Source organism: Pseudomonas sp. YuFO20, from assembly GCF_035064975.1.
In the GTDB taxonomy this organism is placed as follows: domain Bacteria; phylum Pseudomonadota; class Gammaproteobacteria; order Pseudomonadales; family Pseudomonadaceae; genus Aquipseudomonas; species Aquipseudomonas putida_AE.
In genome coordinates this window covers 1-25105 of sequence record NZ_JAXDEO010000070.1, presented here as the reverse complement: position 1 = coordinate 25105, position 25105 = coordinate 1, and the positions used below count along the sequence as shown (strand labels likewise).

22 protein-coding genes are annotated in these 25105 nt (G+C 61.7%); 5 read left to right on the top strand and 17 right to left on the bottom strand.

The genetic code is table 11. The features are described 5' to 3' along the window. The first annotated feature begins 751 nt into the window (after positions 1-751). Positions 752-3988: a ribonuclease E gene (rne, locus tag SOP85_RS27245; RefSeq protein ID WP_323628864.1), complete on the top strand. Its 3237-nt coding sequence runs from the start codon at positions 752-754 to the stop codon at positions 3986-3988. Positions 3989-4129: 141 nt separating this feature from the next. On the opposite strand, the gene SOP85_RS27240 is transcribed toward rne, so the two are convergent. The 12 genes from SOP85_RS27240 to SOP85_RS27185 form a co-directional block, all read right to left on the bottom strand. Continuing rightward, complete coding sequence (locus SOP85_RS27240) at positions 4130-4723, bottom strand: nucleotidyltransferase family protein (RefSeq protein WP_323628863.1); 594 nt, start codon at positions 4721-4723, stop codon at positions 4130-4132. Beyond that, positions 4720-5703, bottom strand: a complete 984-nt coding sequence (locus SOP85_RS27235; RefSeq protein ID WP_323628862.1) for an XdhC family protein — start codon at positions 5701-5703, stop codon at positions 4720-4722. The genes SOP85_RS27240 and SOP85_RS27235 overlap by 4 nt, the downstream gene beginning before the upstream one ends. Further along, a complete protein-coding gene (locus SOP85_RS27230) occupies positions 5703-8024 on the bottom strand; it encodes a xanthine dehydrogenase family protein molybdopterin-binding subunit (RefSeq protein ID WP_323628861.1) in 2322 nt (773 codons plus the stop codon). Before SOP85_RS27230 ends, SOP85_RS27235 begins: the two co-directional genes overlap by 1 nt. Further along, positions 8021-8491, bottom strand: a complete 471-nt coding sequence (locus SOP85_RS27225; RefSeq protein ID WP_323608675.1) for a (2Fe-2S)-binding protein — start codon at positions 8489-8491, stop codon at positions 8021-8023. Before SOP85_RS27225 ends, SOP85_RS27230 begins: the two co-directional genes overlap by 4 nt. A gap of 322 nt (positions 8492-8813) precedes the next feature. Then, complete coding sequence (murB, locus tag SOP85_RS27220) at positions 8814-9833, bottom strand: UDP-N-acetylmuramate dehydrogenase (RefSeq protein WP_274072950.1); 1020 nt, start codon at positions 9831-9833, stop codon at positions 8814-8816. Beyond that, positions 9830-10294, bottom strand: coding sequence for a low molecular weight protein-tyrosine-phosphatase (locus SOP85_RS27215; RefSeq protein ID WP_323628859.1), 465 nt, complete (start codon positions 10292-10294; stop codon positions 9830-9832). Before SOP85_RS27215 ends, murB begins: the two co-directional genes overlap by 4 nt. Next, on the bottom strand, positions 10294-11058 hold the full coding sequence (gene kdsB / locus SOP85_RS27210; RefSeq protein ID WP_274072948.1) for a 3-deoxy-manno-octulosonate cytidylyltransferase: 765 nt from the start codon (positions 11056-11058) through the stop codon (positions 10294-10296). The genes SOP85_RS27215 and kdsB overlap by 1 nt, the downstream gene beginning before the upstream one ends. Next, positions 11055-11240, bottom strand: coding sequence for a Trm112 family protein (locus SOP85_RS27205; protein ID WP_003179363.1), 186 nt, complete (start codon positions 11238-11240; stop codon positions 11055-11057). The genes kdsB and SOP85_RS27205 overlap by 4 nt, the downstream gene beginning before the upstream one ends. 25 nt (positions 11241-11265) lie before the next feature. Next, the gene (gene lpxK / locus SOP85_RS27200) at positions 11266-12276 is read right to left on the bottom strand and encodes a tetraacyldisaccharide 4'-kinase (RefSeq protein ID WP_274072947.1); all 1011 of its coding nucleotides are present in this window, start codon (positions 12274-12276) and stop codon (positions 11266-11268) included. Next, positions 12276-12704, bottom strand: a complete 429-nt coding sequence (locus SOP85_RS27195; protein WP_046817688.1) for an ExbD/TolR family protein — start codon at positions 12702-12704, stop codon at positions 12276-12278. Before SOP85_RS27195 ends, lpxK begins: the two co-directional genes overlap by 1 nt. Then, positions 12701-13336: a MotA/TolQ/ExbB proton channel family protein gene (locus SOP85_RS27190; RefSeq protein WP_008066570.1), complete on the bottom strand. Its 636-nt coding sequence runs from the start codon at positions 13334-13336 to the stop codon at positions 12701-12703. Before SOP85_RS27190 ends, SOP85_RS27195 begins: the two co-directional genes overlap by 4 nt. Positions 13337-13434: 98 nt before the next feature. Next, complete coding sequence (locus SOP85_RS27185; RefSeq protein WP_323628858.1) at positions 13435-15669, bottom strand: DNA internalization-related competence protein ComEC/Rec2; 2235 nt, start codon at positions 15667-15669, stop codon at positions 13435-13437. A gap of 136 nt (positions 15670-15805) precedes the next feature. On the opposite strand from SOP85_RS27185, the gene SOP85_RS27180 reads away from it, so the two are divergent. Next, on the top strand, positions 15806-16321 hold the full coding sequence (locus SOP85_RS27180) for a DUF2062 domain-containing protein (protein ID WP_274072945.1): 516 nt from the start codon (positions 15806-15808) through the stop codon (positions 16319-16321). A gap of 452 nt (positions 16322-16773) precedes the next feature. Here the strand turns inward: SOP85_RS27180 and SOP85_RS27175 are convergent, their stop codons facing one another. The 4 genes from SOP85_RS27175 to SOP85_RS27160 all read right to left on the bottom strand — a co-directional run bounded on the left by SOP85_RS27175 (position 16774) and on the right by SOP85_RS27160 (position 19942). Then, positions 16774-17553, bottom strand: a complete 780-nt coding sequence (locus SOP85_RS27175; RefSeq protein ID WP_274072944.1) for an ABC transporter permease — start codon at positions 17551-17553, stop codon at positions 16774-16776. Further along, positions 17550-18482, bottom strand: a complete 933-nt coding sequence (locus SOP85_RS27170; protein ID WP_323628857.1) for an ABC transporter ATP-binding protein — start codon at positions 18480-18482, stop codon at positions 17550-17552. The genes SOP85_RS27175 and SOP85_RS27170 overlap by 4 nt, the downstream gene beginning before the upstream one ends. 133 nt (positions 18483-18615) lie before the next feature. Next, positions 18616-19239: a glutathione S-transferase family protein gene (locus SOP85_RS27165; RefSeq protein WP_323628855.1), complete on the bottom strand. Its 624-nt coding sequence runs from the start codon at positions 19237-19239 to the stop codon at positions 18616-18618. Positions 19240-19282: 43 nt separating this feature from the next. Next, positions 19283-19942, bottom strand: coding sequence for a transglutaminase-like domain-containing protein (locus tag SOP85_RS27160; protein ID WP_274072941.1), 660 nt, complete (start codon positions 19940-19942; stop codon positions 19283-19285). A 248-nt stretch (positions 19943-20190) separates the two neighbouring features. On the opposite strand from SOP85_RS27160, the gene SOP85_RS27155 reads away from it, so the two are divergent. Together SOP85_RS27155 and SOP85_RS27150 are read left to right on the top strand one after the other, a co-directional pair. Next, positions 20191-22638 (top strand): acyl-CoA dehydrogenase, encoded by a 2448-nt coding sequence (locus SOP85_RS27155; protein ID WP_323628853.1) that lies wholly within the window; start codon positions 20191-20193, stop codon positions 22636-22638. Positions 22639-22719: 81 nt separating this feature from the next. Further along, positions 22720-23127 carry a PA2817 family protein gene (locus SOP85_RS27150; RefSeq protein WP_007991629.1) on the top strand — a complete coding sequence of 136 codons (408 nt, stop codon included), beginning with the start codon at positions 22720-22722 and terminating at the stop codon, positions 23125-23127. Positions 23128-23216: 89 nt separating this feature from the next. On the opposite strand, the gene SOP85_RS27145 is transcribed toward SOP85_RS27150, so the two are convergent. Beyond that, on the bottom strand, positions 23217-24215 hold the full coding sequence (locus SOP85_RS27145; RefSeq protein WP_323628852.1) for a LysR family transcriptional regulator: 999 nt from the start codon (positions 24213-24215) through the stop codon (positions 23217-23219). A 91-nt stretch (positions 24216-24306) separates the two neighbouring features. On the opposite strand from SOP85_RS27145, the gene SOP85_RS27140 reads away from it, so the two are divergent. Then, positions 24307-24933, top strand: a complete 627-nt coding sequence (locus SOP85_RS27140; protein WP_323628851.1) for an alanyl-tRNA editing protein — start codon at positions 24307-24309, stop codon at positions 24931-24933. Positions 24934-25105: the final 172 nt, after the last annotated feature.

Genomic DNA, 25105 nt, shown 5'->3' with positions numbered 1-25105 from the left:
AGACCTCAAGCAGTTGTACGCCTGGAGTCGGGGGGGTAGTCGTCGTCATGCCGCGGATGATAACAATTTTTTATGGAATTGAAGCACTTAATCATTGCTGCTATAGTCGCGAACGCCGCCAAAAGCGGCCTGGACAGCGGACCAACGGTCAAAAACCGGCCCTGACCAACGCAATTCACCAGGACGCGAGGCCGTCCTACGGGGCTTTCGCTACGTAACGGTGGAGTTTGCAGGTGTAACAAGCGCAGGTGACATGAGGCCTGAATCAAGCCGCAGAACAGAGTTTTGACTCGTCCTGCGAGTGAATATTCACGGCCAGTTCACAAAGTGCAGTCAGCTGCGAATGACCCCGAGCGAATGCTACGGAAACAACGCCTAAATTAGCCATGATGCGTGACCCTCCCCTTTCGGAGCTCACGGTAAATGCCAACCCGCTGCGGATTCTGCGCGCGGCAGCACCCGAATTATCAGGGATACGTGTAGGGTGGAGATGCACAACCGCTGGCCTGTGTAGCAATAGGCTTTATCAAGACGCTTCATCTCGTCCACAGCCGCCGGTTGATTCCTCCTCCTGACTGAGTGCTTAAGTAGCCACAGCAAGCAGGACGCGTACGTCGCGATGAAGGCCCACATTGGCCGGACTTCGCTGGACACGGGAATGGCCAACCACTCCCGACGCACCTGACACCGACCATGAGAAGTCGTGTGTGCCGAACGCCGTTTCCGGCAGCCCGGAAACCGACGGTACTACATGAAAAGAATGCTGATTAACGCAACTCAACCCGAAGAGTTGCGTGTTGCACTGGTAGATGGCCAACGCCTCTACGACCTGGACATCGAATCCGGTGCACGCGAGCAGAAGAAGGCCAACATCTATAAAGGCCGGATTACTCGCATCGAACCAAGCCTTGAGGCTGCCTTTGTCGATTTCGGCTCTGAGCGCCACGGCTTCCTGCCCCTCAAAGAAATCTCCCGCGAATACTTCAAGAAAGCCCCTGAAGGCCGCGTCAACATCAAGGACGTCCTGAGCGAAGGCCAGGAAGTCATCGTTCAGGTCGAAAAAGAAGAACGTGGCAACAAGGGCGCGGCCCTGACCACCTTCATCAGCCTGGCCGGTCGTTATCTGGTGCTGATGCCGAACAACCCGCGTGCCGGCGGTATCTCCCGTCGCATTGAAGGTGAAGAGCGCAACGAACTGCGTGAAGCGCTGAACGGCCTGGTTGCCCCGGCCGACATGGGCCTGATCGTGCGCACTGCCGGCCTGGGCCGCAGCAGCGAAGAAATGCAGTGGGACCTCGACTACCTGCTGCAACTGTGGACCGCCATCAAAGAAGCTTCGCTGGATCGTTCCGCGCCTTTCCTGATCTACCAGGAAAGCAACGTGATCATCCGCGCGATCCGCGATTACCTGCGCCAGGACATCGGCGAAGTGCTGATCGACAGCGTTGAAGCCCAGGACGAAGCCCTGACCTTCATCCGCCAGGTGATGCCGCAGTACGCCAGCAAGATCAAGCTGTACGAAGACAGCGTTCCGCTGTTCAACCGCTTCCAGATCGAAAGCCAGATCGAAACCGCCTTCCAGCGCGTGGTCGAACTGCCTTCCGGTGGTTCCATCGTTATCGACCCGACCGAAGCCCTGGTGTCCATCGACATCAACTCGGCCCGCGCCACCAAAGGCAGCGATATCGAAGAAACCGCCCTGCAGACCAACCTTGAAGCCGCCGAAGAAATCGCCCGTCAGTTGCGCCTGCGCGACATCGGCGGCCTGATCGTCATCGACTTCATCGACATGACCCCGGCCAAGAACCAGCGCGCCGTGGAAGAAAAAGTCCGCGAATGCCTGGAAGCCGACCGCGCTCGCGTGCAAGTCGGTCGCATCTCGCGCTTCGGCCTGCTGGAAATGTCCCGTCAGCGCCTGCGTCCATCCCTGGGTGAAAGCAGCGGCATCGTTTGCCCGCGTTGCAACGGCACCGGCATCATCCGTGACGTTGAATCGCTGTCCCTGGCGATCCTGCGCCTGATCGAAGAAGAAGCCCTGAAAGACCGTACCGCCGAAGTTCGTGCACAAGTGCCGATCCCGGTGGCCGCGTTCCTGCTCAACGAAAAACGCAACTCGATCACCAAGATCGAACTGCGCACCCGTGCCCGCATCGTCATCCTGCCGAACGATCACCTCGAAACGCCGCACTTCGAAGTGCAGCGCCTGCGCGATGACAGCCCGGAAGCCGCGATCAACCAGTCCAGCTACGAAATCGCCGCTGCCGCTGCCGAAGTGGAAGAAGTGCAACCCGCTGCCGCGACCCGCACCCTGGTTCGCCAGGAAGCCGCGGTCAAGACAGCTCCAGCCCGCGCCAATGCTCCGGTTCCGACCGAAGTCGTCGCCGCTCCGGTTGCCGCACCTGTCGCCGTACCCGAGCCAAGCCTGTTCAAAGGCCTGGTGAAGTCGCTGGTCAGCCTGTTCGCCACTAAAGAAGAGCCAGTGGCTCCAGCCGTGGTCGAGAAACCGGCTGCCACCGAGCGTCCGGCCCGTAGCAACGAAGAGCGTCGCAACGGCCGCCAGCAGAGCCGCAACCGTAACGGTCGCCGCGATGAAGAGCGCAAGCCACGTGAAGAGCGCGCACCTCGTGAAGAGCGTGCACCACGGGAACCGCGCGAAGAGCGTCAGCCTCGCGAAGTCCGTGAGCCTCGCGAAACCCGCGAAGAAACCCCGGCCGTAGCCCGCGAAGAACGCGCACCGCGCGCGCCACGTGAAGAACGTGCACCCCGCGCCCCACGCGAAGATCGCAAGCCACGTGGCGAGCGTGAAGAGCGTGTGCGTGAACTGCGCGAGCCACTGGACGCCGTCGCTCCAGCCGCTGCCGCTGCCGCTGCTAATCCGGCTGCTGCCACTGAAGAACGCCCGGCCCGCCCGCCACGGGAAGAACGCGCTCCACGCCCACCGCGTGAAGAACGTCAACCTCGTGCCGAACAAGCGCCAGCCGTTGCTGAAGAAGAGCTGACCGGCAACGAAGAGCAACTGCAGGAAGACGGTCAGGAGGGCGCCGAAGGCGACCGTCCACGCCGCCGCTCCCGTGGCCAGCGTCGTCGCAGCAACCGTCGCGAGCGTCAGCGTGATGCCAACGGCAACGTGATCGAGGGTTCGGATGAGTCCGAAGCCGGCGAAAGCAATGAAGCGCCAAGCACTGCTGACCTGGCCGCCGGCCTGGCGGTTACCGCCGCCGTTGCCAGCAGCGTGATCAGCGCTCCGGCCGAAGCACAGGCCAACGAGCAAGCCGAACGCGCCACTGCCGCCACCCTGGAATCGGCTCCGGTCGAAGCACCAGTCGTGGAAGCGACGACGCCGGTCGAAGTCACCGCCTCGCCGGAAATCGAAGTGGCAGCAGCGCCAGAAGCACAGCCAGTGGTTGAAGCTGCCGCTGAGCCAGCCGTAGCTGCAGAACCGGTTGTCGAGACCGTCACTGAAACCGTGACCGAAGCCGTTCGTGAAGTTCGCGAAGAGCAAACCGCGTTCAACTGGGTTGCCGAGCCAGCTGTAGTCGAAACGCCTGCTCCGGCACCAGCTGCTGAAGCCGAAGTGGCTGAACCGGTAGTCTCCGAGCCGGTTGTCGCGGCTGCCGAGCCTGCTCCAGTGGTTGAAGCGCCGGTTGTTGCCGAAGTTGCCGCTCCAGTGGTCGAAACGGCCCCTGTCAGCGCCCTGACGCCAAGTGGCCGTGCGCCGAACGACCCACGTGAAGTGCGTCGCCGCAAGCGTGAAGAAGAGCGTCTGCAGCGGGAAGCCGAATTGGCGGCCGCTGCTGCTCCGGTTGTCGCTGACGAGCCAGTGCCGGTTGCTGCCGAAGTGGTCGAGGCAGCTCCTGCCCCGGCTGCCGAAGTCGCTGCCGAGCAGGCTGAATCGGTAATCGCCGAAGCGCCTCGCTCCGTTCAGGAAGCGGTTGTGCAACACGAGCAAGCCCAGGAAAAAGAGCACGAGCCTAAACCTCTCGTCTGATTTCCTCGGCTAATGAAAAGCCCCGCCTGGTGATGCCAGGCGGGGCTTTTTTATGTTCCAGAAGATCAAAAGATCGCAGCCTTCGGCAGCTCCTACAGGATAGGCACCGTCTATGTAGGAGCTGCCGCAGGCTGCGATCTTTTAGGGCCCAAACGCCAACTTTTCGGGTACATCCACATCCCACAACACGCCGGGATCATCCACCGCCACTTCAACCACGCGCCCCTGGGCAAAAAGCGCCTTGGCGCCACGATCACCCGCCAATGCCATCAAACCCGGACCAAAGCTGCGCCCGAAGCCCACTGGATGCCCGTACTCACCCTCCTGCACCGGCACACTGATGCAGTCATCGGCGATGTTCGCCACCACCTGTTCGATACTTGAAGGCAGGATGAACGGCATATCCCCCAGCACCATCAGCCAACCCTCAAGCTGCGCACACGCCGTCACCCCAGCCGCAATGCTGTCGCCCATCCCCGTCGATTCGATCAGGACGATCTCACAGCCATAGGCCTTGGCCATGCGGCTCACTTGCGGGCGATCCGCCGTGGTCACCAGCATGCGTTTTTCCAAGGTGGCAGGCAGATTGACCAGAACCTGTTCGATCACCGATCGAACCGTCCCATCACGCCCCGTGCAATCAGCCAGCAGCTTGTCCTTTTCGTCACCGGCGACCTGTCGAAAGCGACTGCCCTGCCCCGCCGCCAACACGATCACCCCGATGGATTCACTCATACACCCTCCCGCAGCGGTTTTTTCTGCTTGAGCTCGACCCCATTCTTGATTGCGACAATCTCGGCCATCAGCGACAAGGCGATTTCCGCCGGGCTGTGGCTGCCGATGTGCAAGCCGACCGGACCATGCAGCCGCTCGATGGCCTGTTGCGACAAGCCGAGCTGAGCCAGGTTGTCCCGGCGCCGCTGGCTGTTGATGCGCGAGCCCAGCGCGCCGACATAAAAGGCCCGGGAATCGAGAGCCGTGAGCAGTGCCATGTCATCCAGGCGGGGGTCGTGAGTCAGGGCGACGATGGCCGTGCGCTCGTCTGTCTGGATGTTCACCACCGCCTCATCGGGCATGCCCGAGACGAATCGACCGTGCTGTTCCTCCCAGCCGTAGACGAACTCGCTGCGCGGATCGCAGATCAATACGTCGAAATCCAGCAGCCGCGCCATCTCGGCGACATAGCGGGACAACTGCCCGGCGCCGATCAATAGCAAGCGCCAGCGCGGGCCATAGATGGCCCGCAGGGTCTGGCCATCGAAAGCCAGCACATCGGTCTTGTTGGCGGGCTGCAAAATCACCTCTCCGGTGGCGATATCCAGCGAACGTGCGACGATTTCATGGGCTTGGCAGCGCGCCAGCAGCTCGGCGACCCACGCAGGATCGCCGACGCGCTCCTCGGTCAAGCGCAAGGTGCCGCCGCAGGGTAAACCGAACCGAGCCGCCTCCTCACGGCTCACCCCGTAGGTGATCAGTTGTACCGGCGGCCCGTCGGCCGTAATGCGACCGTCATGCAACCGTGCGATCAGGTCGTCCTCGACACAACCACCGGACACCGAGCCGATCACCACGCCGTCCTCACGCAGCGCCAGCATGGCGCCAGGCGCCCGGGGCGCGGTGCCCCAGGTCTGCACGACGCTGTACAGGGTCACCCTCTGGCCGGCGCGGCGCCACGCCAGCACGCTGCGCAAGACATTCAGATCGGCACTGTCCATCACGCCTGGACCTTCTGCCAGCCCTGCAATTGATAACGGATCGGCAGGTCGCGGATACGCTTGCCGGTGGCGGCGAAGATCGCGTTGCACAGGGCCGGCGCAATCGGCGGCACACCCGGTTCGCCGACACCGCCCAACGGCACCTCGCCCGGCGGCGTGACCAGGTGCACCGCGACTTCCCTGGGCGCCAGGGACATGCGCGCCACTTCGTACATGTGGAAGTTGTCCTGCTGGACCTTGCCGTCCTTGAAGCTGATTTCGCCCAGCACCGCGTTGCCCAGGCCCATGACACAGGCCCCCTCGAACTGCGCGCGAATCCGCTCGGGGTTGATCTGCGGACCGCAATCCACGGCGATGTCGGCCTTGTGCACGATCAAGGTGCCATCGTCCTTGACCTCGACTTCAATCACCGCCGCCACATAGGTCACAAAGCTGTAATGCACCGCCAGACCCAGGCCCCGGCCTTTGGGCAACTCGCGACCCCAGCCGGCGGCCTTGGCGGCGGTTTCCAGCACCGTGCGCAATCGCGCGGTGTCGATCGGATAACGCTCGGGCGATTCACCGTAGTTCCACTCTTCACTCAAGGTACGCGGATCGATCTGACGGTCCGGGCCGAGCAGCCTGACCTGGTACTTGAGCGGGTCCTCCCCGGCCTTGTGCGCCAGTTCATCGATGAAGCTCTGGATCGCAAAGCCGTGGGGGATGTTCGACACCGAGCGATACCAGCCCACCCGCGTATGCACGGTGGCCTCGGGGTTTTCCAGGCGAATGTTGGGAATCGCGTAGGCCATGTTGGTGAAGCCCATGCCCAATTCGAAGGCCGCCTCGTGGTTCATGCCCGGGGCGAACAACGCGGTGATACTTGGCGCCACCGTACGGTGCAGCCAGCCGGAAGGCAGCCCATCCTTGTTCAGGCTGGCCTTGAGGTATTCGGCCGATACCGTGTGAAAGTACGAATTGTGGATATCGTCTTCGCGGGTCCATTGCACCCGCACCGCCTTGCCGGGGAATTCCTTGGCCAGGATCGCCGCTTCGATGATGAAGTCGGGTTTGGATTTGCGCCCGAAGCCACCGCCCAGCAGCGTCACGTTGAACGTAACGTTATCGAAGGGCACGCCCAGGCGTTCACCGATCCGCTCGCGGGTGACCTGTGGCGCCTGGCTTGGCCCCCAGGCTTCGCACACTCCGTCCTTGTAGCGAGCGATGGCGACCATCGGCTCCATTGGCGATTGTGACAGGTGCGGCAAGTAGTAGGAGGCTTCCAGCGTGCTGTCGGCGCCGCTCATGGCCTCGTCGATATTGCCGGTGTTGCGCACCACTTTTCCGGGTTTGAGCGAGGCGGCCTCCAGCTCCTTGCGGTAGGCAATCGAGTCGTAGCTGGCGTTAGGGCCATCGTCCCATTCGATTTTCAGCGCATCGCGCCCCTTGATCGCTGCCCAAGTGTTGCTGGCCACCACTGCGATGCCGCCCAGGGGTTGAAACTCCGAGGGCAAGGGACGGCTCTCGATCTGGATGACCTTGACCACCCCCGGCACTTTCATCGCCGCACTGCCATCGAAGCTCTTGACCTTGCCGCCGTACACCGCCGGCCGGGCAATGGTGGCGAACAGCATGCCATCGAAATGCACGTCGGCGCCGTATACCGCGCGACCGTTGACGATGTCGTCGCCATCGATGGCCTTGGTGCCTTCCTTGCCGATATAGCGAAACTCCGACGCCTGCTTGAGTCGCAGGCTGTCCCGTGCCGGCACGGCCAGGGCGCTGGCAGCTGCGGCCAGGGCGCCATACTCCAGTTCACGCCCGGAAGGCTTGTGGATGACTTTATGCAGCTGGGCATGGCATTCGCCCACCGGCACTTTCCACTGGTCGGCGGCGGCCTGTTCGAGCATGGTCCGCGCGGCGGCACCGCAGCGACGCATCGGCTCGTACCAGTGGCGCATGCTGCGCGAACCATCGGTGTCCTGGTTGCCGAAGCGCACTTCATCGCCCGGCGCCTGCTGCACCTTGACCCGCGCCCAATCGGCTTCCAGTTCATCGGCCACCACCATGGTCAGGCTGGTCCGTACGCCCTGGCCCATTTCCGAACGGTTGCACACCACCGTCACCGTGCCATCAGTGCCGATGCTCACATAAACCTTGGGATCGTCGACCCAGCCGTGGGGCATGCCGTCGGCACCGAACTTTTTCTGCGCTTCTTCGGCAAATGCGTCCTGCCAGCCCCAGCTCGCGGCGACCACCAGTGCACTGGCGGCGCCCACACCCTTGAGAAAACCACGCCGACTGAGGTTGCTCAGGGCGAAATCATCGGGTAACCGGCTCATGCCTTGGCCTCCTTCAGGTGAGTGGATGCCTGGCGGATGGCGGTCTTGATGCGGTTGTAGGTGCCGCAGCGGCAGATGTTGCCGACCATTGCCTCTTCGATCTGTTCGTCGCTCGGGTTCGGGTTGGTCTTGAGCAGCGCGGTGGCGGACATGATCTGCCCGCCCTGGCAGTAACCGCATTGGGCCACGGCCGTATCGAGCCAGGCTTGCTGCACGACTTTGCCCACCGGGTCGGCATGCAGGTTGTCTATGGTGGTGACATTCTGGCCGACGACCGAGCCGATCGGCGTGATGCAACTGCGCGCCGGAGCACCTTCGATATGAATCGTGCAGGCGCCGCAAAGGCCCATGCCACAGCCGAATTTGGTGCCGTTGTAACCGGCCACGTCGCGGATCGCCCAGAGCAAGGGCATATCCTCGGTGACGTCGAGCGGATGGTCTTGACCGTTGAGTTTCAGGGTAATCATGGGCACGCCCGCATAGTGCTTGGGTTATGGGGTCGAGCAATCTGCCGATGGATCTTGGGTGGGTAACGCAGATCGACTCAGGCTAATGGGCTCTTTTGTGCGAACGGACACGTCTGCACCGGGCCTTTGGTGGAGCAAATGCTTGCATCGTCAGCAGACCAGGTTAAGCCTGCATTAACAAAAAAGCCCTGCTGAGGCAGGGCTTTTGGCTGCAAGCTTTAAGCTGCAAGTTTCAAGTAGAAGCAAGGCAGCGAGCAGCTCGAGATATAAAGATTGTAGCTCGCGGCTGAAAGCTTGAAGCTTGCAGCTTGCAGCTGCTTTCCTAATACCGGTTGGGCTCCATTTCCAGATCAACATGGAAACGCTCTGAAATGTCTTTCTGAATGCGCTGCGCCAGGTCCAGCAGTTGCAATCCCGTCGCACTGCCGTAATTGACCAGCACCAGTGCCTGCATCTTGTGCACGCCGGCATCGGCCTCGCGGAAACCTTTCCACCCTGCCCGCTCGATCAGCCAGCCCGCCGCCAGCTTCATCTGCCCGTCGGGTTGCGCGTAGGCCACCAGGTCCGGGTATTCGCCCTTGAGCCGGGCGACCAGCGCCGCTGGCACCAGGGGATTCTTGAAAAAGCTGCCGGCATTGCCGAGCACCGCCGGGTCCGGGAGTTTCTCGTTGCGAATGCTGCAGATGGCCTGACTGACGTCCGTGGCGGTCGGATGATCGATGCCCTGCTCGGTCAGGCGCTGACGCACCGGACCATATTCCAGGTGCAGCTGTGCAGCGCGATCGAGGATGAAACGCACGCGCAGGATCAACCAGCGCCCAGGTTCCTGCTTGAACACGCTGTCGCGGTAAGCGAAGTTGCACTCTTGCAGGCTGAAGTCGCGCAACTCGCCACTCTGGCGATCAAGGGCGGTCAGGCCGGCGAACACATCCTTGATCTCCACGCCATAGGCGCCGATGTTCTGCATGGGCGCGGCGCCCACGGTGCCGGGAATCAGGCTGAGGTTTTCCAGGCCCGACAAGCCCTGCACCAGGGTGTGTTGCACGAACGGATGCCAGGGCTCGCCCGCCTCGGCCTCGATCACGACTTTGCTGCCATCGTCGCTGATCACGCGGATTCCGCGGCTGGCCATGCGCAGTACCAGTGATTCAACATCGGCCGTCAGCAGCAAGTTGCTGCCACCGCCGATCACCAGCAAGGGCACCTGGTGCTCCCGTGCATAAGCCAGGGCCTCACGCACATCGGCGTCGCTGTGGGCCTCGGCAAACAGACGGGCCTGGACATCCACGCCAAAGCTGTTGAACGGCTTGAGTGAAACCCCTGATCGCACCTGCAAACTCATAACCGTTCCTTCAGTTCGATCACCAGCAGGTCACTGGCGCGCTCGATCAGGTCCAACACAATTTCAAAGCCATGCTCACTGTCGTTGTACGGGTCCGGGACTTCTTCGATCTCCGACGGGTAGCGACGCAGGAACAGGTCCAGCTCCGCCCTGCCCTTGGCCGGTTGCAAATCCATGAGGTTGCGCAGGTTGCTGTTGTCCATTGCCAGGATCAGGTCGTACTCGGCGAAATCGGCGCGGGTGACCTGCTGGGAGCGCTGGGCGGACAAATCATAACCGCGCTTTTTCGCCGCCGCCTGGCTGCGCTTGTCCGGTGCACTGCCCACGTGCCAGTCGCCGGTACCGGCGGAGGCCACTTCGACTTGATCGGCCAGCCCCGCTTCGCGCAGTTTATGCCGCAGTACACCTTCGGCCGTGGGTGAACGGCAGATGTTGCCCAGGCAGACAAACAGAACCCGCATCAGGCCTCCAGCAGGCGACGAACGCGCTCAAGGTCTTCAACGGTATCGACACCGGCCGGCGGCGCGACCAGCGCATCGGCGACGTGAATCCGCACGCCGTGCCACAAGGCACGCAGCTGTTCCAGGCATTCGGTGTTTTCCAGCCAGCACGGGCCCCAACTGACGAAGTCATGCAGGAAACCGGCGCGGTAGGCATAGATGCCGATGTGGCGGCGATACGGCACACCTTCCGGCAACTGCTCGAGGCTCTTGGCGAAGGTGTCCCGGGCCCATGGCAAGGTGGCGCGACTGAAGGTCAGTGCCAGGCCATTGAGGTCGCTGACGACCTTGACCACGTTGGTATTGAACAGACTCTCGACGTCTTCGATCGGCTCGGCCAGGGTGGCCATGCGCGCTTCTGGGTGGGCCGCCAGGTTGACGGCCACCTGATCGATGACACTTGGCGGGATCAGCGGCTCGTCACCCTGGACGTTGACCACGATCGCGTCAGGCGCCAGGCCCAGCTTCGCTGCGACTTCGGCCAGGCGATCGGTGCCGGAGTTGTGATCCACGCGAGTCATCACCACTTGCGCACCGAACCCTTCGCAGGCCTGGGCGATGCGTACGTCGTCAGTGGCCACTACCACACGCTCGGCGCTGCTTTTGCACGCCTGTTCCCACACGTGCTGGATCATCGGCTTGCCGGCGATCAACAGCAGCGGTTTGCCCGGCAGACGGGTCGAGGCATAGCGCGCAGGAATAACAACGGTAAAGGCTGTAGTCATTTATCCAGACGCTCGTCGGTGGTCAGGGTGCGGGCTTCGCTTTCGAGCATGACCGGGATGCCGTCGCGAATCGGGTATGCAAGGCCAGCGCCCTTGCTGATCAGCTCGGTCTTGTCGGCGCTGAGCTTGAGCGGACCTTTGCAGACCGGGCAAGCGAGGATGTCGAGCAATTTGGTGTCCATGAACATTCCCTGGATAGAAACGGAGTTAAGGCAAAAGACGAGCCGGCAACAGGCGCATCAACTGTGTATCGAACCAGGCCGTGAAGGCTGGCGACGGCACAGCGTCGACCGCCAGGTACCACCAGTCGGCGGCGGCGAAGGCACGGCACTTCACCGCGTCCTTTTCGGTCATCACCAATGGCAATGGCGGATTGAAATTCAAGGCCTGCACGCTGTATTCGGCGTGGTCGGCGAACGCGTGCGGGACCGGCTGCCAGTGTAACGTTTCGAGGGTCCTGAAGAAACGCTGCGGGTTACCGATCCCGGCCACGGCATGCAGCGCCTGGCCCGCGGGAAAGTGATCGAGCGGGCGCCGTTCGCCGCTTTGCAGGTTGACCAGTGCGGTCGGTTGCAACTGGAAGGCAAAGCCGTCGCCGCTGTCAGCCGTGGCGCCGTTGTAGAGCACCGCGTCGACACTTTGCAGACGCTCGACCGGTTCACGCAATGGCCCGGCCGGCAGGCAACGGCGGTTGCCCAGGCCACGGGCGGCATCGATCAGCACCAGCTCCAGGTCCCGCGCCAGGCGGTAATGCTGCATGCCGTCATCGGACAGGATCAGGTCCAGCGGTTCACTGGCCAGCAAGGCTTTGACCGCCGCGCTGCGATCTGGATCGATCATCAAGGGCACGCCGGTACGCTGCACGATCAACAGCGGCTCATCGCCAGCGATCTCGGCCCCTTGATCCGCCTCGACCCGCCATGGCAATTGCGCAGGCTTGGCGCCGTAACCGCGGCTGACCACGCCGACCCGCAAGCCGCTGCGTTGACAGTGCTGGATCATCCACAGGATCAGCGGGGTCTTGCCGGTGCCGCCGACGGTGATGTTGCCAACCACGATCAGCGGTACCGGTGGCTGATAGATCTCACCCTCGCCCGCCAGAAAGCGCTGGCGCTTGTTGTTGACCACGCGCCGGTACAACCACTCCAGCGGCTGCAGCAGTTTCAGGGCCGGATGGCCTCGGTACCACGCGGCGAGCAGGCGATCGGACATGGCCATCAGGGCGCGGGCGGCGCCGCCTCGACTGTGGTCATGCGCAAATGGCTGAAGCCAAGCTTGCCGGCGGCGTCCATGGCGGTGATGACCGACTGATGCTGGGATTTTCCGTCGGCGCTGATGGACAGCGGCCGGCTGGTGTCGCCATTGGATTGTTTCTGCAGGGCATCCATCAGCGTCGCCAGGTCGCTTTTGGGCAATACCTGGTTGTTCACCGAAAACACTCCGTCGGCGCTGATCGCGATATCCAGCTGCCGGGTCTGGTCGTCGGAAGGCGCTCCGCTGACCGCTTCGGGCAGATCGACGCGCAACTGGGTTTCACGGGTGAAGGTCGTGGTCACGACAAAAAACAGCAGCAGGATAAACACCACGTCGATCAGCGACGCGAGGTTGATGTCCACATTCTCCCGTTGCTTGCGGCGGAATTTCACGCTTTGACCCCCGCCAGATCCACGTCACGATCACCCTGTACCACTTCGACCAGCTTGATCGCTTCCTGCTCCATGCCCACCACCAGCTCATCGATCCGGCGTTGCAGGAAACGGTGGAAGAATACCGACGGGATACCGACCATCAAGCCGGCAGCCGTGGTGATCAGCGCCTTGGAGATACCCCCGGCGAGCACTGCGGCGTTGGTGGTCATGCCCGTGCCCATGAACGCACTGAAAATGTCGATCATGCCCAGCACCGTACCCAAAAGCCCCAGCAACGGGGCCATGGCGGCGATGGTGCCGAGGGCATTGATGTAGCGTTCCAGCTCGTGGATGACCCGCGCGGCAGCCTCTTCGATACATTCCTTCATGATCTCGCGACCATGCCGGGAGTTGGCCAGGCCCGCGGCCAGGATTTCACCCAGGGGCGAATTGGCGCGCAGTTCCTTGAGCTTTTCCTTGTTCAGTTGCTTGTCCTTGATCCAGACCCAGACCTGCCCGAGCAAATGCTCCGGGGTCACGCGACTGGCTCGCAGGGTCCACAGACGTTCGGCAACGATCGCCATTGCCGCGATGGAACTCAGGATGATCGGCAGCATCATCCAGCCGCCGGATTTGACCAATTCCCACACAGTGACAGTCCCCTCGAAAAAGTGCGCCACTCTAACATAGGGGGTGGGCGCACCGAAGACTGTGATGTCGCATCCGGTCGGCCTTTGCTAACGCCCGGTTATTTGCCCGGGGGTGGTGGATCGCGCCAGAAGCGCCGTTCTTGACGCATCGCGCGTGGCGGCTCGAAACGCCCCAGTTGCAGATGAACGGCGCCTTGCTGCGCGCTGTCGTAGATCGCCGTGCCGCGATTTCGATAGCGGGCAATCACCACCGCATGCGGATGACCGAACGAGTTGCCCTGGCCACGGGAGATCAGCACCGCCTTGGGCTGCAAGACGTTGAGCAGCGCCATCGACGACGAACTGCGGCTGCCGTGGTGCGGGGCCTGCAACCAGTCGGTGGGCACGGCCAATGGGCTGTCGAGCAAGGCGCGCTCGGCGCTGCTGTCGATGTCACCGCTGAGCAGCAAGCGCTCGCCATTGGCTGTTATCTGCAAGACGCAGGAATTCTGATTGCTGTCCCTGGCCTGTGGCCAATGCCAAAGCCGGAACTCGACCCCGTCCCACGTCCATTGCCGGCCGCTCTCACAGCCCTCGGCCTGCAACCCGGCAGGCAGGTCGGCAGGTTCGCCACTGACCACCCGTTTCACCGGCAACCCATTGGCAACGGCCCGGGCGCCACCGGCGTGATCGGCATGGGCATGGCTGATCAACATCAGGTCAAGCTCCTTCACCCCCAGTTTGCGTAACGCTGGCAGTACCACCCGCGCGCCCTGGTCGAGATCTCGAAAACGCGGGCCAGCGTCATACAGCAGCGTGTGATGGCGAGTACGCACCATGATCGCCAACCCTTGGCCCACATCCAGTTGCCAAACCTCGGCAATGCCTTCGGGCAGCAGCGGCCGCGGTGGAAAAACCAGGAGCAGCAGCAAAGGCCACCCTAGCGGACGCAGGGGCACGCCTCGCGGCAGCAACAACAGAAAGGCACCCAGAGTGCCGAGGCCCCAGACCCACAACGGGATGGCCGCGGGCAGCCACGCGGGCACCTTGCCGGCGACCAGTGCCAGCGCGGTGAACAGCCAATCGATCAAACCGCCCGCCAGCCACAGTAACCACTCGCCGACGTGGGGCACCGGCAATAACAAAGTCCCGAGCAATGCCGGAGGCAGCACCACCAGGCTGATCCAGGGCACCGCCAGCAAATTGACCAGTGGGCCGCTGAGGCTGATCGGCAATCCCAGGACCAGCAAGAACGGGCCAAGGCCGATTGCGATCAGCCACTGGGCACGGGTCCAGGTTTGCCACCATGGCCAAGGGCCCAAGCGACCACCGAAGGTGAAGATCAACACCGCCACCGCCGCGAAGGACAGCCAGAAGCCCGGCTGCAGACTCGCCAACGGGTCCATCAGCAAGACGCCATTGAGTGCCAGCAACAGCGGCCACCACGCACCCAGGTGACGAAAGCGAAGGCGCCACAGCAGTACCAGGCCAATCATCAGGCAGGCTCGGCGAACCGGCACCTCGAAGCCAGCCAACAGCCCATATCCCAGGGCGGCTGCAAAAGCCAGGCCGCAGGCCCAGGGCAACCATGGCAGGCGGCTTGGCCACAAGCCATACCGGGCCAGGCCGGCGATCAACAGATAGACCAATCCCGCCAACAGGCCGACGTGCTGCCCGGAAATCACCAGCAGATGCACAGTGCCGGTTTCTTGCAACACCTGCCAATCCTCGCGACTGAGGCCCGCGCCGTCGCCCAGCACCAACGCTGTCAGCACGCCCGTTCGCCCCTGGGCGTCCACAGCCTGCAGCCGCTGCCGGACACCGTCGCGCAAGGCCCACCGGGCTGGCGCCAGTCGCTCCCCGGCCTTGACGGTCCCGGTCGCACCGATGCGTTGCGCCAGTAGCCAGGCCTCATAGTCGAACGCATGGGGATTGAGCAAACCTACGGGTCGCTTCAGCTTGACCGCCAGCCGCCACTGTTCGCCGCTGTTGACCGGCGGGCCGTCGTACCAGGCCAGGCGCAAATGTCGCGGCAGGTCGCTGCGGCGTGACCGGCTGTCGGTCAGTTCGAAACGCACCACCCCTTCGGCGTTCTGTGGCAAACCGGTCACCCGCCCCTCAAGCCAGCGCGTTTCCCCGTCGAGGGTCGGCGCCAGCCGATCGTCCAGGGCCCATTGCGCATGGGCGCAAGCCCAACTCAGGCCGAACAGGAAAAACGCCGCCGGATACGTCCTGAACGGCAGCAAAATCAAACCTGCCACCGGCATCAACAACCACAACCAGACCGGCGGTAACACCGGTAAAAAACGCAAGGCCAACAGACCCAACGCCAGCGCCATCATCCCTGTGCGCATAAGCCCGTCCTTGAGAGTCCCGTCCCTAGGCATAGCCCGCGCAGGGCACGTCCGTCGTTAACAATTGTCACAAAGTCTGAATGGGCGCCTCATGGAATCCAGACATACTTGCCGACCTGACCGACCGAGAAGCCTTATGCCCCGGCGATTATTCAAACGTTACATGCCAGACCCGACCAGCATCAGGGAACACAAGTCCTTACGCTTTCTCGGCACCCTGCTGCATGACCCGAACCTCTGGCACCTCAATCGCCATTCCGTGGCCCGGGCCATGGCGGTCGGCCTGTTCGCGGCATTCCTGCCGATTCCATTGCAGATGCTGGTGGCGGCGATTCTTGCGATCATCGTGCGCGGCAACATGCCGATTGCGGTCAGCCTGGTCTGGCTGACCAACCCGATCACCATGCCGGCCGTGTTCTTCTGCACCTACCAGACCGGTGCCTGGCTGATGGACGTTCCGCCGCGCCATCTGCCGGACGAGCTGACCTGGGAATGGATCAGCGGCGAGCTCTCGACCTTGTGGCAACCGTTTTTGCTGGGATCGGTGGTGACCGGGTTGGTGCTGGGGGCGTTGGCCTATTGCCTGGTGATGATGTATTGGCGCTGGTGGGTGGCGCGACAGTGGCGTCGGCGCAAGCAAAGTCGGCTGTGACAATGCAAAACGGCGCCATAAGGCGCCGTTTTGATTTGGAATGCAACGCGTACCACCAAACAACAAGGTCGAGCGTTAGCTCGCCTCGCTTTTGCTTTGGCTTTTGATCTTGATTTTCTTGCCCCGTCGAGAGGCCGAGTGGAGGTTCTGCGCAGTGGGCAAACCGGCATGGATGCCGGTTTAGCCGCCCTCGGCCATGGATGGCCGATGGCGGCGGGCCCACGGAGCAGGACCGGAAGGAGGGCATGCCGAGCCACAGCGAGGCACCGAACGTCAGGGGCAAGAGCCCTTGGTTACTTGGGGCCGGGCGGCGTTCCGTTTTTCCAAGTGACTCGCCGTAAGGGCGAAACCATAAGTGGCCGTTACCGCAGCAATGGATATGTACTCAGTCAAGCCGCCATCGCTGGCAAGCCAGCTCCTACAGTAGATCGGGTACATCCGCGAGACAACGATCAGGTACGCATTCCGCGCCCACTCACCAGCAACCGCGCACATCCCAGGTACAGAATCACAGTCGCCACCAACATGAACGTGATCGCGATACTGATCCGAATATCCGAAACGCCAAGAATGCCGTAACGGAACGCATTGACCATGTGCAATACCGGGTTGGCCAAGGATACGGTCTGCCAGAACGGCGGCAGCAACGAAATCGAGTAGAACACCCCGCCCAGGTAGGTCAACGGCGTCAGCACAAAGGTCGGGATGATCGAGATGTCATCGAAGTTGCGCGCAAATACGGCGTTGATGAAGCCCAGCAGCGAGAAGATCGTCGCCGTCAGCACCACCACCAGAACGGTCACGCCCAGGTGATGCACCTGCAAATCAGTGAAGAACAGCGACAGCAGCGTCACGATGATCCCGACCATCAAGCCGCGCAGCACGCCACCGAGGGTGTAGCCGATCAGGATGGTGTGCGGTGACACCGGCGACACCATCAACTCCTCAATGGAGCGCTGGAATTTGCTGCCGAAGAAACTCGACACCACGTTGCCGTAGGAGTTGGTGATCACCGACATCATGATCAGGCCCGGCACGATGTACTCCATGTACGTGAAGCCACCCATATCGCCGATCTGTCGACCGATCAGGTTACCGAAGATCACGAAGTACAGAACCATGGTGATCGCTGGCGGCAGCAGCGTCTGCGGCCAGATCCGGGTAAAGCGCCGGACCTCACGGTAAACGATGGTGTTGAGGGCAACGAGGTTGGGTTGCAGCTCGGAACTCATACCGCCACCTTCGACAGATTTTTCTCCACCAGGGACACGAACAACTCCTCGAGGCGATTGGTTTTGTTGCGCAGGCTCAGCACTTCGATGTTCTGCTGCGCCAGCTGAGTGAACAGCGCGGTGATGCCCATGGACTTGTCCACCTGGACTTCCAGGGTGTGGGCATCGAGCAAGCGTGACGGATAGCCAAGCAGCTGCGGCGGTGCGCTCACGCTGCTCTTCAAATCCAGCAGGAAGGTCTCCACATGCAGTTGGCCGAGCAACTGCTTCATGCTGGTGTTTTCGACGATAACGCCGTGGTCGATGATGCCGATGTTGCGGCACAGCTGCTCAGCCTCCTCCAGGTAGTGCGTGGTGAGGATGATGGTGATGCCTTTCTTGTTCAGCTCGGTGAGGAAGGTCCACATCGAGCGACGCAGTTCAATGTCCACGCCAGCAGTCGGTTCGTCGAGGATCAGCAGGCGCGGTTCGTGGACCAGCGCACGGGCGATCATCAGGCGCCGCTTCATGCCGCCGGACAGCGAACGCGACGGCACATCGCGCTTGTCCCACAGGCCAAGCTGGGTCAGGTACTGCTCGGCGCGTTCCTTGGCGACTTTCGCCGGGATGCCGTAGTAACCGGCCTGGGTCACGACGATATCGAAGGTCTTTTCGAACTGGTTGAAGTTGAATTCCTGGGGCACGACGCCAATGGAGCGCTTGAGCGCCGCCGGGTTCTTGTCCAGGTCGTGACCGAAGATATTCACCGTGCCGCTGGTCTTGTTCACCAGGGTCGACAGAATGCCGATGGTCGTGGATTTGCCGGCGCCGTTGGGGCCGAGCAAGGCGAAGAAGTCACCTTCGGCGACATCCAGATCGATACCACTCAAGGCCTGGAAACCGTTGCCGTAGGTTTTGGTTAGCTGCCGGATGGACAGAGCGGAACTCATATCGGATTACGCACCAAGAAGGGGAAGAAAGGGACAGATATGGGCGGGCGGCAAGCAAAACAACCGCGGCGCATGGACGCAATGGTGCTTGTCGCCGCCGCACAAGTACAGTCAAGTGTGTCGATAGTGAGTATTAAGTCAACGCGGTCATGACCGCCTTGCGATACGCCGGACGCTCTTGCAATCGTGCGTACCAGGCCTCCAGATGGGGCTTGGGCGAACGTTCGATCGGCATCTCGAACCAGGCATAAATGAAACTGCCCAAGGGAATGTCGCCCATGCCGATCTCGGCACCGGACAGATAGGGCTGGGTCGCCAGCGCCTGGTCGGCCATCGCCAGCAGCGTCTCGCATTCCTTGATCGCCGCGTTGATCGCGGGCCAGTCCTGTTGCTCGGCCGGGGTTCGCAGAACGCCCCAGAACACCGTGCGGAATGGTCCGGCAATACTGGACGTGGTCCAGTCCATCCACTTCTCGGCGCTGGCCCGCGCTTGCAGGTCCGCCGGATACCACGACGTATTCGCTGCATGCCTGGCCATCAGGTAACGCACGATGGTGTTGGATTCCCACAGCACGAAGCCATCGTCTTCAATCACCGGCACGCGGCCATTGGGGTTCATGGCGCGGTACTCGGGCGTATCGACCACACCAAAGGCACCGCCGGCGTCGATGGCCTCATAGGCCAGGCCCAGTTCCTCGGCGGCCCACAATGGTTTCCTGACATTCGATGAATTCTTCCGACCCCAGATCTTCAGCATGACCGCCTCTTTATGGATGAATGCGCAGGCAGCATACGCCGGATCAGGCGCGACTCAAATCGCTCTGCATGTCCCCCAGCAGCGCCGGCAGTTGCTCGTCGAACAGGTGCGGATAACACTTTTCGAGGTGTTCGAAGAAGAACTTTTCCGGCACGTCGCTGAACTGGCCGTGATCGATCATGTACTCCATCAACTTCTCGCCGTCGCGATTGTAGGGATGAAAAACGCTGTCGTTGATCCCGTCGAACTCCAGTGGCGCCACATTGAACAGGTCGCACAAACCCTGGTTGAACGCAGGGGTGGCCTTGACCCAACGCCCGTTCAGATAAAGCTCGGTGTAGCCGTGCATGGCGAACACGTCGCTCTTGAGCAATTCGAGCAAGCGCGGCGTCGACAGATGATTGCGCACGTCCGCCAAACCGATCCGCGCGGGTATGCCGCAGTGCCGCGCTGCACCGGCCAGCAGTGTGGCTTTCGGCACGCAATAACTTTCCCCGGCCGCCAGCGCATGACTGCCGCACAAGGTCTGCGGATCACGGCTGAAGGTATAGGGGTTGTAGCGCACTGCCTCTCGCACCGCGTAATAGAGATGGACCGCCTGCTCGAGCGGGTCGCGACTGGCACCGCGGTGTTTTTCGGCGAACTCCACCACACAGGGGTGGTCACTATCGATGAAGCGGCCGGGGCTCAGGTACTCGTGCATGCGGGCAATCTCCTTGAGAAGTCTCGAGTCTATCGAGAGGTTCAGCACAGAGATAACGACGTTTCGGCCAAACATGGGCGCTTTGTCGCCCGCTCAATGAACGATTTTTCACGGTCTGTCGCGCCTAAGGCCTACACAATCATCCAGGGTTTCCCACGATTTCAATCCCCTCGCTCTGACCACCCGGTTTTACGGATGCCGTCTAAGCTCTGTGGGTTGGTACGCCCTGGGTTCACGGAGGATTAAATATGCTGCTGTTGTGGATACTGGTTCTGGTTGTCGGGATAGCTTATTTAGCCCACCGTCGCATCGCGCCGCTGCCTGCCCTGGGCATCGTGGCTGTCTATCTGCTGGCAATGGGCGCGTTCAGTCGCGCGCCGGGTTGGCTGCTGCTAATTTTCTGGGTGCTGACCGCCGCCGTGGCGGCGCCCCTGCTTTTGCCTGACCTGCGCCGCAAGTTCTTCAGCGCACCGATGTTCAACTGGTTCCAGAAAACCCTGCCGCCGATGTCGGAAACCGAACGCGATGCCATCGAAGCTGGCACCGTGTGGTGGGACGGCGAACTGTTCAGCGGTCGTCCGGACTGGAACAAACTGTTGTCCTATCCCAAGGTGCAACTGAACGAAGAAGAACAGGCCTTCATCGACGGCCCGACCGAAGAACTCTGCGCCATGGTCAGTGACTGGCAGCTCGGTCAAACCATGGACTTGCCGGCCGAGGCCTGGGCTTACATCAAGGACCAGGGTTTCTTTGCCCTGATCATCCCCAAGGAGTTTGGCGGCAAGGGTTTCTCGGCCTACGCCCATTCGCAAGTGGCGATGAAACTGGCCAGTCACAGCGGCGATCTCGCCTCCACCGTGATGGTCCCCAACTCCCTCGGCCCTGCCGAACTGTTGCTGCATTACGGCACCGACGAACAGCGCAACCATTACCTGCCACGCCTGGCGCGCGGCGACGAAATCCCCTGCTTTGCCCTGACCGGTCCCCTCGCCGGTTCGGACGCCGGCGGCATGCCCGACACCGGGGTGATCTGCAAAGGCGAATGGGAAGGCAAGGAAACCCTCGGCCTGCGCCTGAACTGGGAAAAACGCTACATCACCCTGGGCCCGGTCGCTACCCTGCTCGGCCTGGCGTTCAAGGCCTATGACCCGGACCACCTGCTGGGCGAAGAGGAAGACCTGGGTATCAGTCTGGCGCTGATTCCAACCGACCTGCCCGGCGTGGACATCGGCCGTCGTCACCTGCCCCTGGGGGCGGCGTTCATGAACGGCCCGAACTCCGGCAAGGATGTGTTCGTGCCGCTGGAGTTCCTGATCGGCGGCCAGGAAATGCTCGGCAAGGGCTGGATGATGCTGATGAATTGCCTGTCCGTCGGGCGTTCGATCTCCCTGCCGGCGGTGGGCACCGGCATGGCCAAGTTCACCAGCCTGGTGACCGGCCAGTACGCGCAGATTCGCGAGCAGTTCAACGTGCCGATTGCCGCGTTCGAAGGCATCCAGGAAGCCATGGCGCGCATCGGCGGCAATGCCTGGATGATGGACGCCGCACGGATGCTGACCGCCAACGCGGTGGACCTCGGCGAGAAACCGTCGGTGCTGTCGGCGATCCTCAAGTACCACCTCACCGAGCGCGGCCGCGAGTGCATCAGCCAGGCGATGGATGTGCATGGCGGCAAAGCGATCATCATGGGGCCGAACAATTACCTGGGGCGCAAATGGAACGGCGCGCCGATCTTCATCACCGTGGAAGGCGCGAACATTCTTTCGCGCAACCTGATGATCTTCGGCCAGGGCGCGATTCGCTGCCACCCCTTCGTACTCAAGGAAATGGCCCTGGCCACACGGGAGGACAAGGACCAGGCACTCACCGAGTTCGATGGCCTGCTGCTCAAGCACATCGGCTTTGCCGTGGGCAACGCCGCCAGCACGCTGGTGTTGAACCTGGGTTTCGGGCACCTGGAGCACATGCCGGGCGACAAGCTCAGCCAGGGTTATTTCCGCGCGCTGAACCGTCAGGCTGCCGCCTTCGCCCTGCTCGCCGACCTCAGCATGATGCTGCTCGGCGGCGAACTGAAACGGCGCGAACGCCTGTCAGCACGGCTGGGCGATGTGCTAAGCAACATGTACCTGGCCAGCGCCGCGCTCAAGCGGTACAACGACCTCGACTCGCCGGAGTACATGAAGCCGCTGTTTACCTGGGCCATGGAGGAAAGTCTCGGGCACGGCGAGCGGGCCATGGATGAACTGCTCAACAACTTTCCGAACAAGGTGCTGGGCTGTCTGTTGCGAGTGATCGTGTTCCCGTTCGGCCGTCGCCACAAAGGGCCGTCGGACAAACTCGGCGCCGAAGTGGCGGCGGTGATTGGCCGCGCCAAGGGCGATCCGGCCCTGGAGGAAGTGCTGTTGGGTTGCTACCGCCCGCAATCGGTCGAAGACCCTGTTGGCGTCCTGCAGCACACCTGCAATCTGTTGGACGCTGCGCAACCCTTGCGCAAGAAACTGCACGTGGCGCTCAAGAGCGGTCAGGTCAAACCGGTCGCCGGGGAAAATGTCATCGAGGCCGCACTGGAAGCCGGCGTGTTGCAACCGGTGGAAGCCCAGACACTGCGTGAGGCCGAAGCATCGCGACGCAAAGTGATCGATGTCGATGCTTTCGATAAAGAGGAAATAGCCCTGACCGAGGGTAGCGTGCGCTGATCCATCCAGCTCTCGATCATGGGAAAATGCGCGCGGGAGCTTTATACTCCCGCGCCCGTTTTGCTCTTGAGGACTTATCTCGTGTCCAACATCGTTGCCGATCATCTCGTTTTGCTCGACCACTTGCGCAGCATCCTGGTCGCCGTAGGTGAGGCCGAACAGGTTCCCGAAGAAAGCCATGCCTTGTTCCTGGAGCGCTTCGACGAACTGCTGGCGTCACTGCCGATCGATCCGATCGAAAGCCAATACCTGGGCCAGGACATCCTGACTCAAGTCATTTCCCGTTATCCGCAAATCGCCCACCTGATCCCACGGGATCTGCTGTGGTATTTCGCCGGTGACTGCCTGCACTACTTGTCCGATGAAGAAATCGACCTGTACCAGGCACTGGAAGAGCGTCGTTTCGAAGCCGAACAGAATGACGAACCTTTCGACTGGAACCAGGAGAAACAGCTGCTGGCGTTGTCGAATCAGGACAGCAAGCACTGATACAAAAGATCGCAGCCTGCGGCAGCTCCTACAGGGGAATTGCGCACCACCTGTAGGAGCTGCCGCAGGCTGCGATCTTTGCTTTTGCCTCAGAACAACCCTTCACTCTCGGGCAACTCATACTCCGAAACCGGCGTACTCAGCGTGCTCGACTTGCCTGGCTTGCCCAACGTCGGCTCCTTCTCCAGACACTCCACCAGGTAATCAATCAATACCCGTAGCTTGGGCGGCAGGTATCGGGTTGGCGAATACAGCAACCAGGCGCCTCCGTGGTAGGACGCCAGGAACGTCCAGTCCGGCAGCACCTGCACCATCAACCCCTTCTCCAAGGCACGACGCGCGGTGAAATACGGCAGGCTGCCAATGCCGATGTGCTGCAACACCGCGCCAAAACGTACACCGGTGTGATTGGCGGCATACCGTCCGCGCACTCCGACGGTGACGGTTTTGCTGCCTTTCTTGAACTTCCACCGCGCATCGCTCGGGGTTTCGCCCAGATAAATGCAACTGTGGTTGAGCAGGTCATGGGGGTGAGTCGGCGTCCCGTGCTCGGCCAGATACTCGGGTGTGGCGCAGAGCAGATGGTCGATGCTCAGCAGCTGTCGCCCCACCAACCCCGCTGGTGGCCGGTCGGTGATGCGAATCGCCAGGTCGACGTGATCGTCGATCAGATCCACCTGACGATCCTCAAGCAACAACTCCACATCCACCTTGGGATAACGGCGCAAAAACTCCGGCATATGCGGGTGAATCACGATTCGGCCTACCGCTTTAGGGACGCTGATGCGCACCACTCCCTCGGGCTCATCAGTGAACTGACCACTGATTTCCATCACGGACCGGGCCGCGTTGACCATCTCCTGGCACCGCTTGAAGACCTCCTCGCCACCATCGCTCAAACGCAGCTTTCGTGTAGTCCGTTGCAGCAAACGGGTGGCCAGGGCCTTCTCCAGTCGCGAGATGCTGCGACTCACCGCCGAGGGCGAAGAGCCCAATTGCCGAGCGGCTTCGGAGAAGCTGCCGGTTTCGACGACCTTGACGAAAATCGCCATTTCACCCAGCAATGGCAGTGGAAGATTTATGCTCACAACGCAACAGTCCTTTGATGTTTGAGCGGATTATCACGCTAATCCACGCTTCATATAATAAAAAATAGAAATTTGATTACGAGCTTGGAATATGACGCTTCGCCTCTTTTTCCACAGTGATGACCTCAAGGCCAATGTGGAAGTCCTGGACTGCGCACCTCACGAGAACGAATTCGCCGTGGTGCTGCGCGCAACCTTGTTTCACCCTCAGGGCGGCGGACAACCTTGCGATACGGGGTGGATCGGCGACAGCCGGGTACTGCGCGTAGTCCAGGATCCTGACCGGATCGTCCATTTCGTCGATCAGCCGGTCAACCCCGGCATGACCCAGATCCGCATCGACGAGCAACGTCGCCAGTTCAATACCCGCATGCATTCGGCCGGCCACCTGATTGGCCACTTCGTCCAGGCCATGGGTTGGATGCCGATCAAGGCGCATCACTGGCCCGGCGAAGGACGTGTGCAATTCAAACCGGCAGACTCGGCCCAGGACGTTGACCCGCAGACCGTTCAGGACGGCCTCGAACAGTGGATCGCCCATGATCTCCCGCGCCTGACATCGCTGCGCGAAGGCGCCCGGGAAATCAGTTTCGGTGAACTGCCGGCCTATGGCTGTGGCGGCACCCATGTACGTAGCCTGAAAGACCTGGGCACGGTCACGATCTCGTCCCTTTCGCAAAAGAAAGGCACGTTGTCCGTCCACTACCACGTGGACTGAACCTGCGACGCGCCTATAAAGGCCCGCTCAGTCTGACTGGCGGGCCTTTTTTCTGCGATGGACATAAATCGCGCACAAACAAAAACGCCGCTCAATGAGCGGCGTTTTTGTTAAATATGGAGCGGGAAACGAGACTCGAACTCGCGACCCCGACCTTGGCAAGGTCGTGCTC

Coding starts and splice junctions, on each gene's coding strand:
- SOP85_RS27185 (WP_323628858.1), bottom strand. CDS start 15,669: ATGCGCACAGGGATGATGGCGCTGGCGTTGGGTCTGTTGGCCTTGCGT.
- SOP85_RS27155 (WP_323628853.1), top strand. CDS start 20,191: ATGCTGCTGTTGTGGATACTGGTTCTGGTTGTCGGGATAGCTTATTTA.
- SOP85_RS27215 (WP_323628859.1), bottom strand. CDS start 10,294: ATGCGGGTTCTGTTTGTCTGCCTGGGCAACATCTGCCGTTCACCCACG.
- kdsB (WP_274072948.1), bottom strand. CDS start 11,058: ATGACTACAGCCTTTACCGTTGTTATTCCTGCGCGCTATGCCTCGACC.
- SOP85_RS27235 (WP_323628862.1), bottom strand. CDS start 5,703: ATGGACAGTGCCGATCTGAATGTCTTGCGCAGCGTGCTGGCGTGGCGC.
- SOP85_RS27160 (WP_274072941.1), bottom strand. CDS start 19,942: ATGCACGAGTACCTGAGCCCCGGCCGCTTCATCGATAGTGACCACCCC.
- SOP85_RS27175 (WP_274072944.1), bottom strand. CDS start 17,553: ATGAGTTCCGAGCTGCAACCCAACCTCGTTGCCCTCAACACCATCGTT.
- SOP85_RS27165 (WP_323628855.1), bottom strand. CDS start 19,239: ATGCTGAAGATCTGGGGTCGGAAGAATTCATCGAATGTCAGGAAACCA.
- SOP85_RS27205 (WP_003179363.1), bottom strand. CDS start 11,240: ATGGACACCAAATTGCTCGACATCCTCGCTTGCCCGGTCTGCAAAGGT.
- murB (WP_274072950.1), bottom strand. CDS start 9,833: ATGAGTTTGCAGGTGCGATCAGGGGTTTCACTCAAGCCGTTCAACAGC.
- SOP85_RS27140 (WP_323628851.1), top strand. CDS start 24,307: ATGACGCTTCGCCTCTTTTTCCACAGTGATGACCTCAAGGCCAATGTG.
- SOP85_RS27170 (WP_323628857.1), bottom strand. CDS start 18,482: ATGAGTTCCGCTCTGTCCATCCGGCAGCTAACCAAAACCTACGGCAAC.
- rne (WP_323628864.1), top strand. CDS start 752: ATGAAAAGAATGCTGATTAACGCAACTCAACCCGAAGAGTTGCGTGTT.
- SOP85_RS27225 (WP_323608675.1), bottom strand. CDS start 8,491: ATGATTACCCTGAAACTCAACGGTCAAGACCATCCGCTCGACGTCACC.
- lpxK (WP_274072947.1), bottom strand. CDS start 12,276: ATGGCCATGTCCGATCGCCTGCTCGCCGCGTGGTACCGAGGCCATCCG.
- SOP85_RS27240 (WP_323628863.1), bottom strand. CDS start 4,723: ATGAGTGAATCCATCGGGGTGATCGTGTTGGCGGCGGGGCAGGGCAGT.
- SOP85_RS27230 (WP_323628861.1), bottom strand. CDS start 8,024: ATGAGCCGGTTACCCGATGATTTCGCCCTGAGCAACCTCAGTCGGCGT.
- SOP85_RS27180 (WP_274072945.1), top strand. CDS start 15,806: ATGCCCCGGCGATTATTCAAACGTTACATGCCAGACCCGACCAGCATC.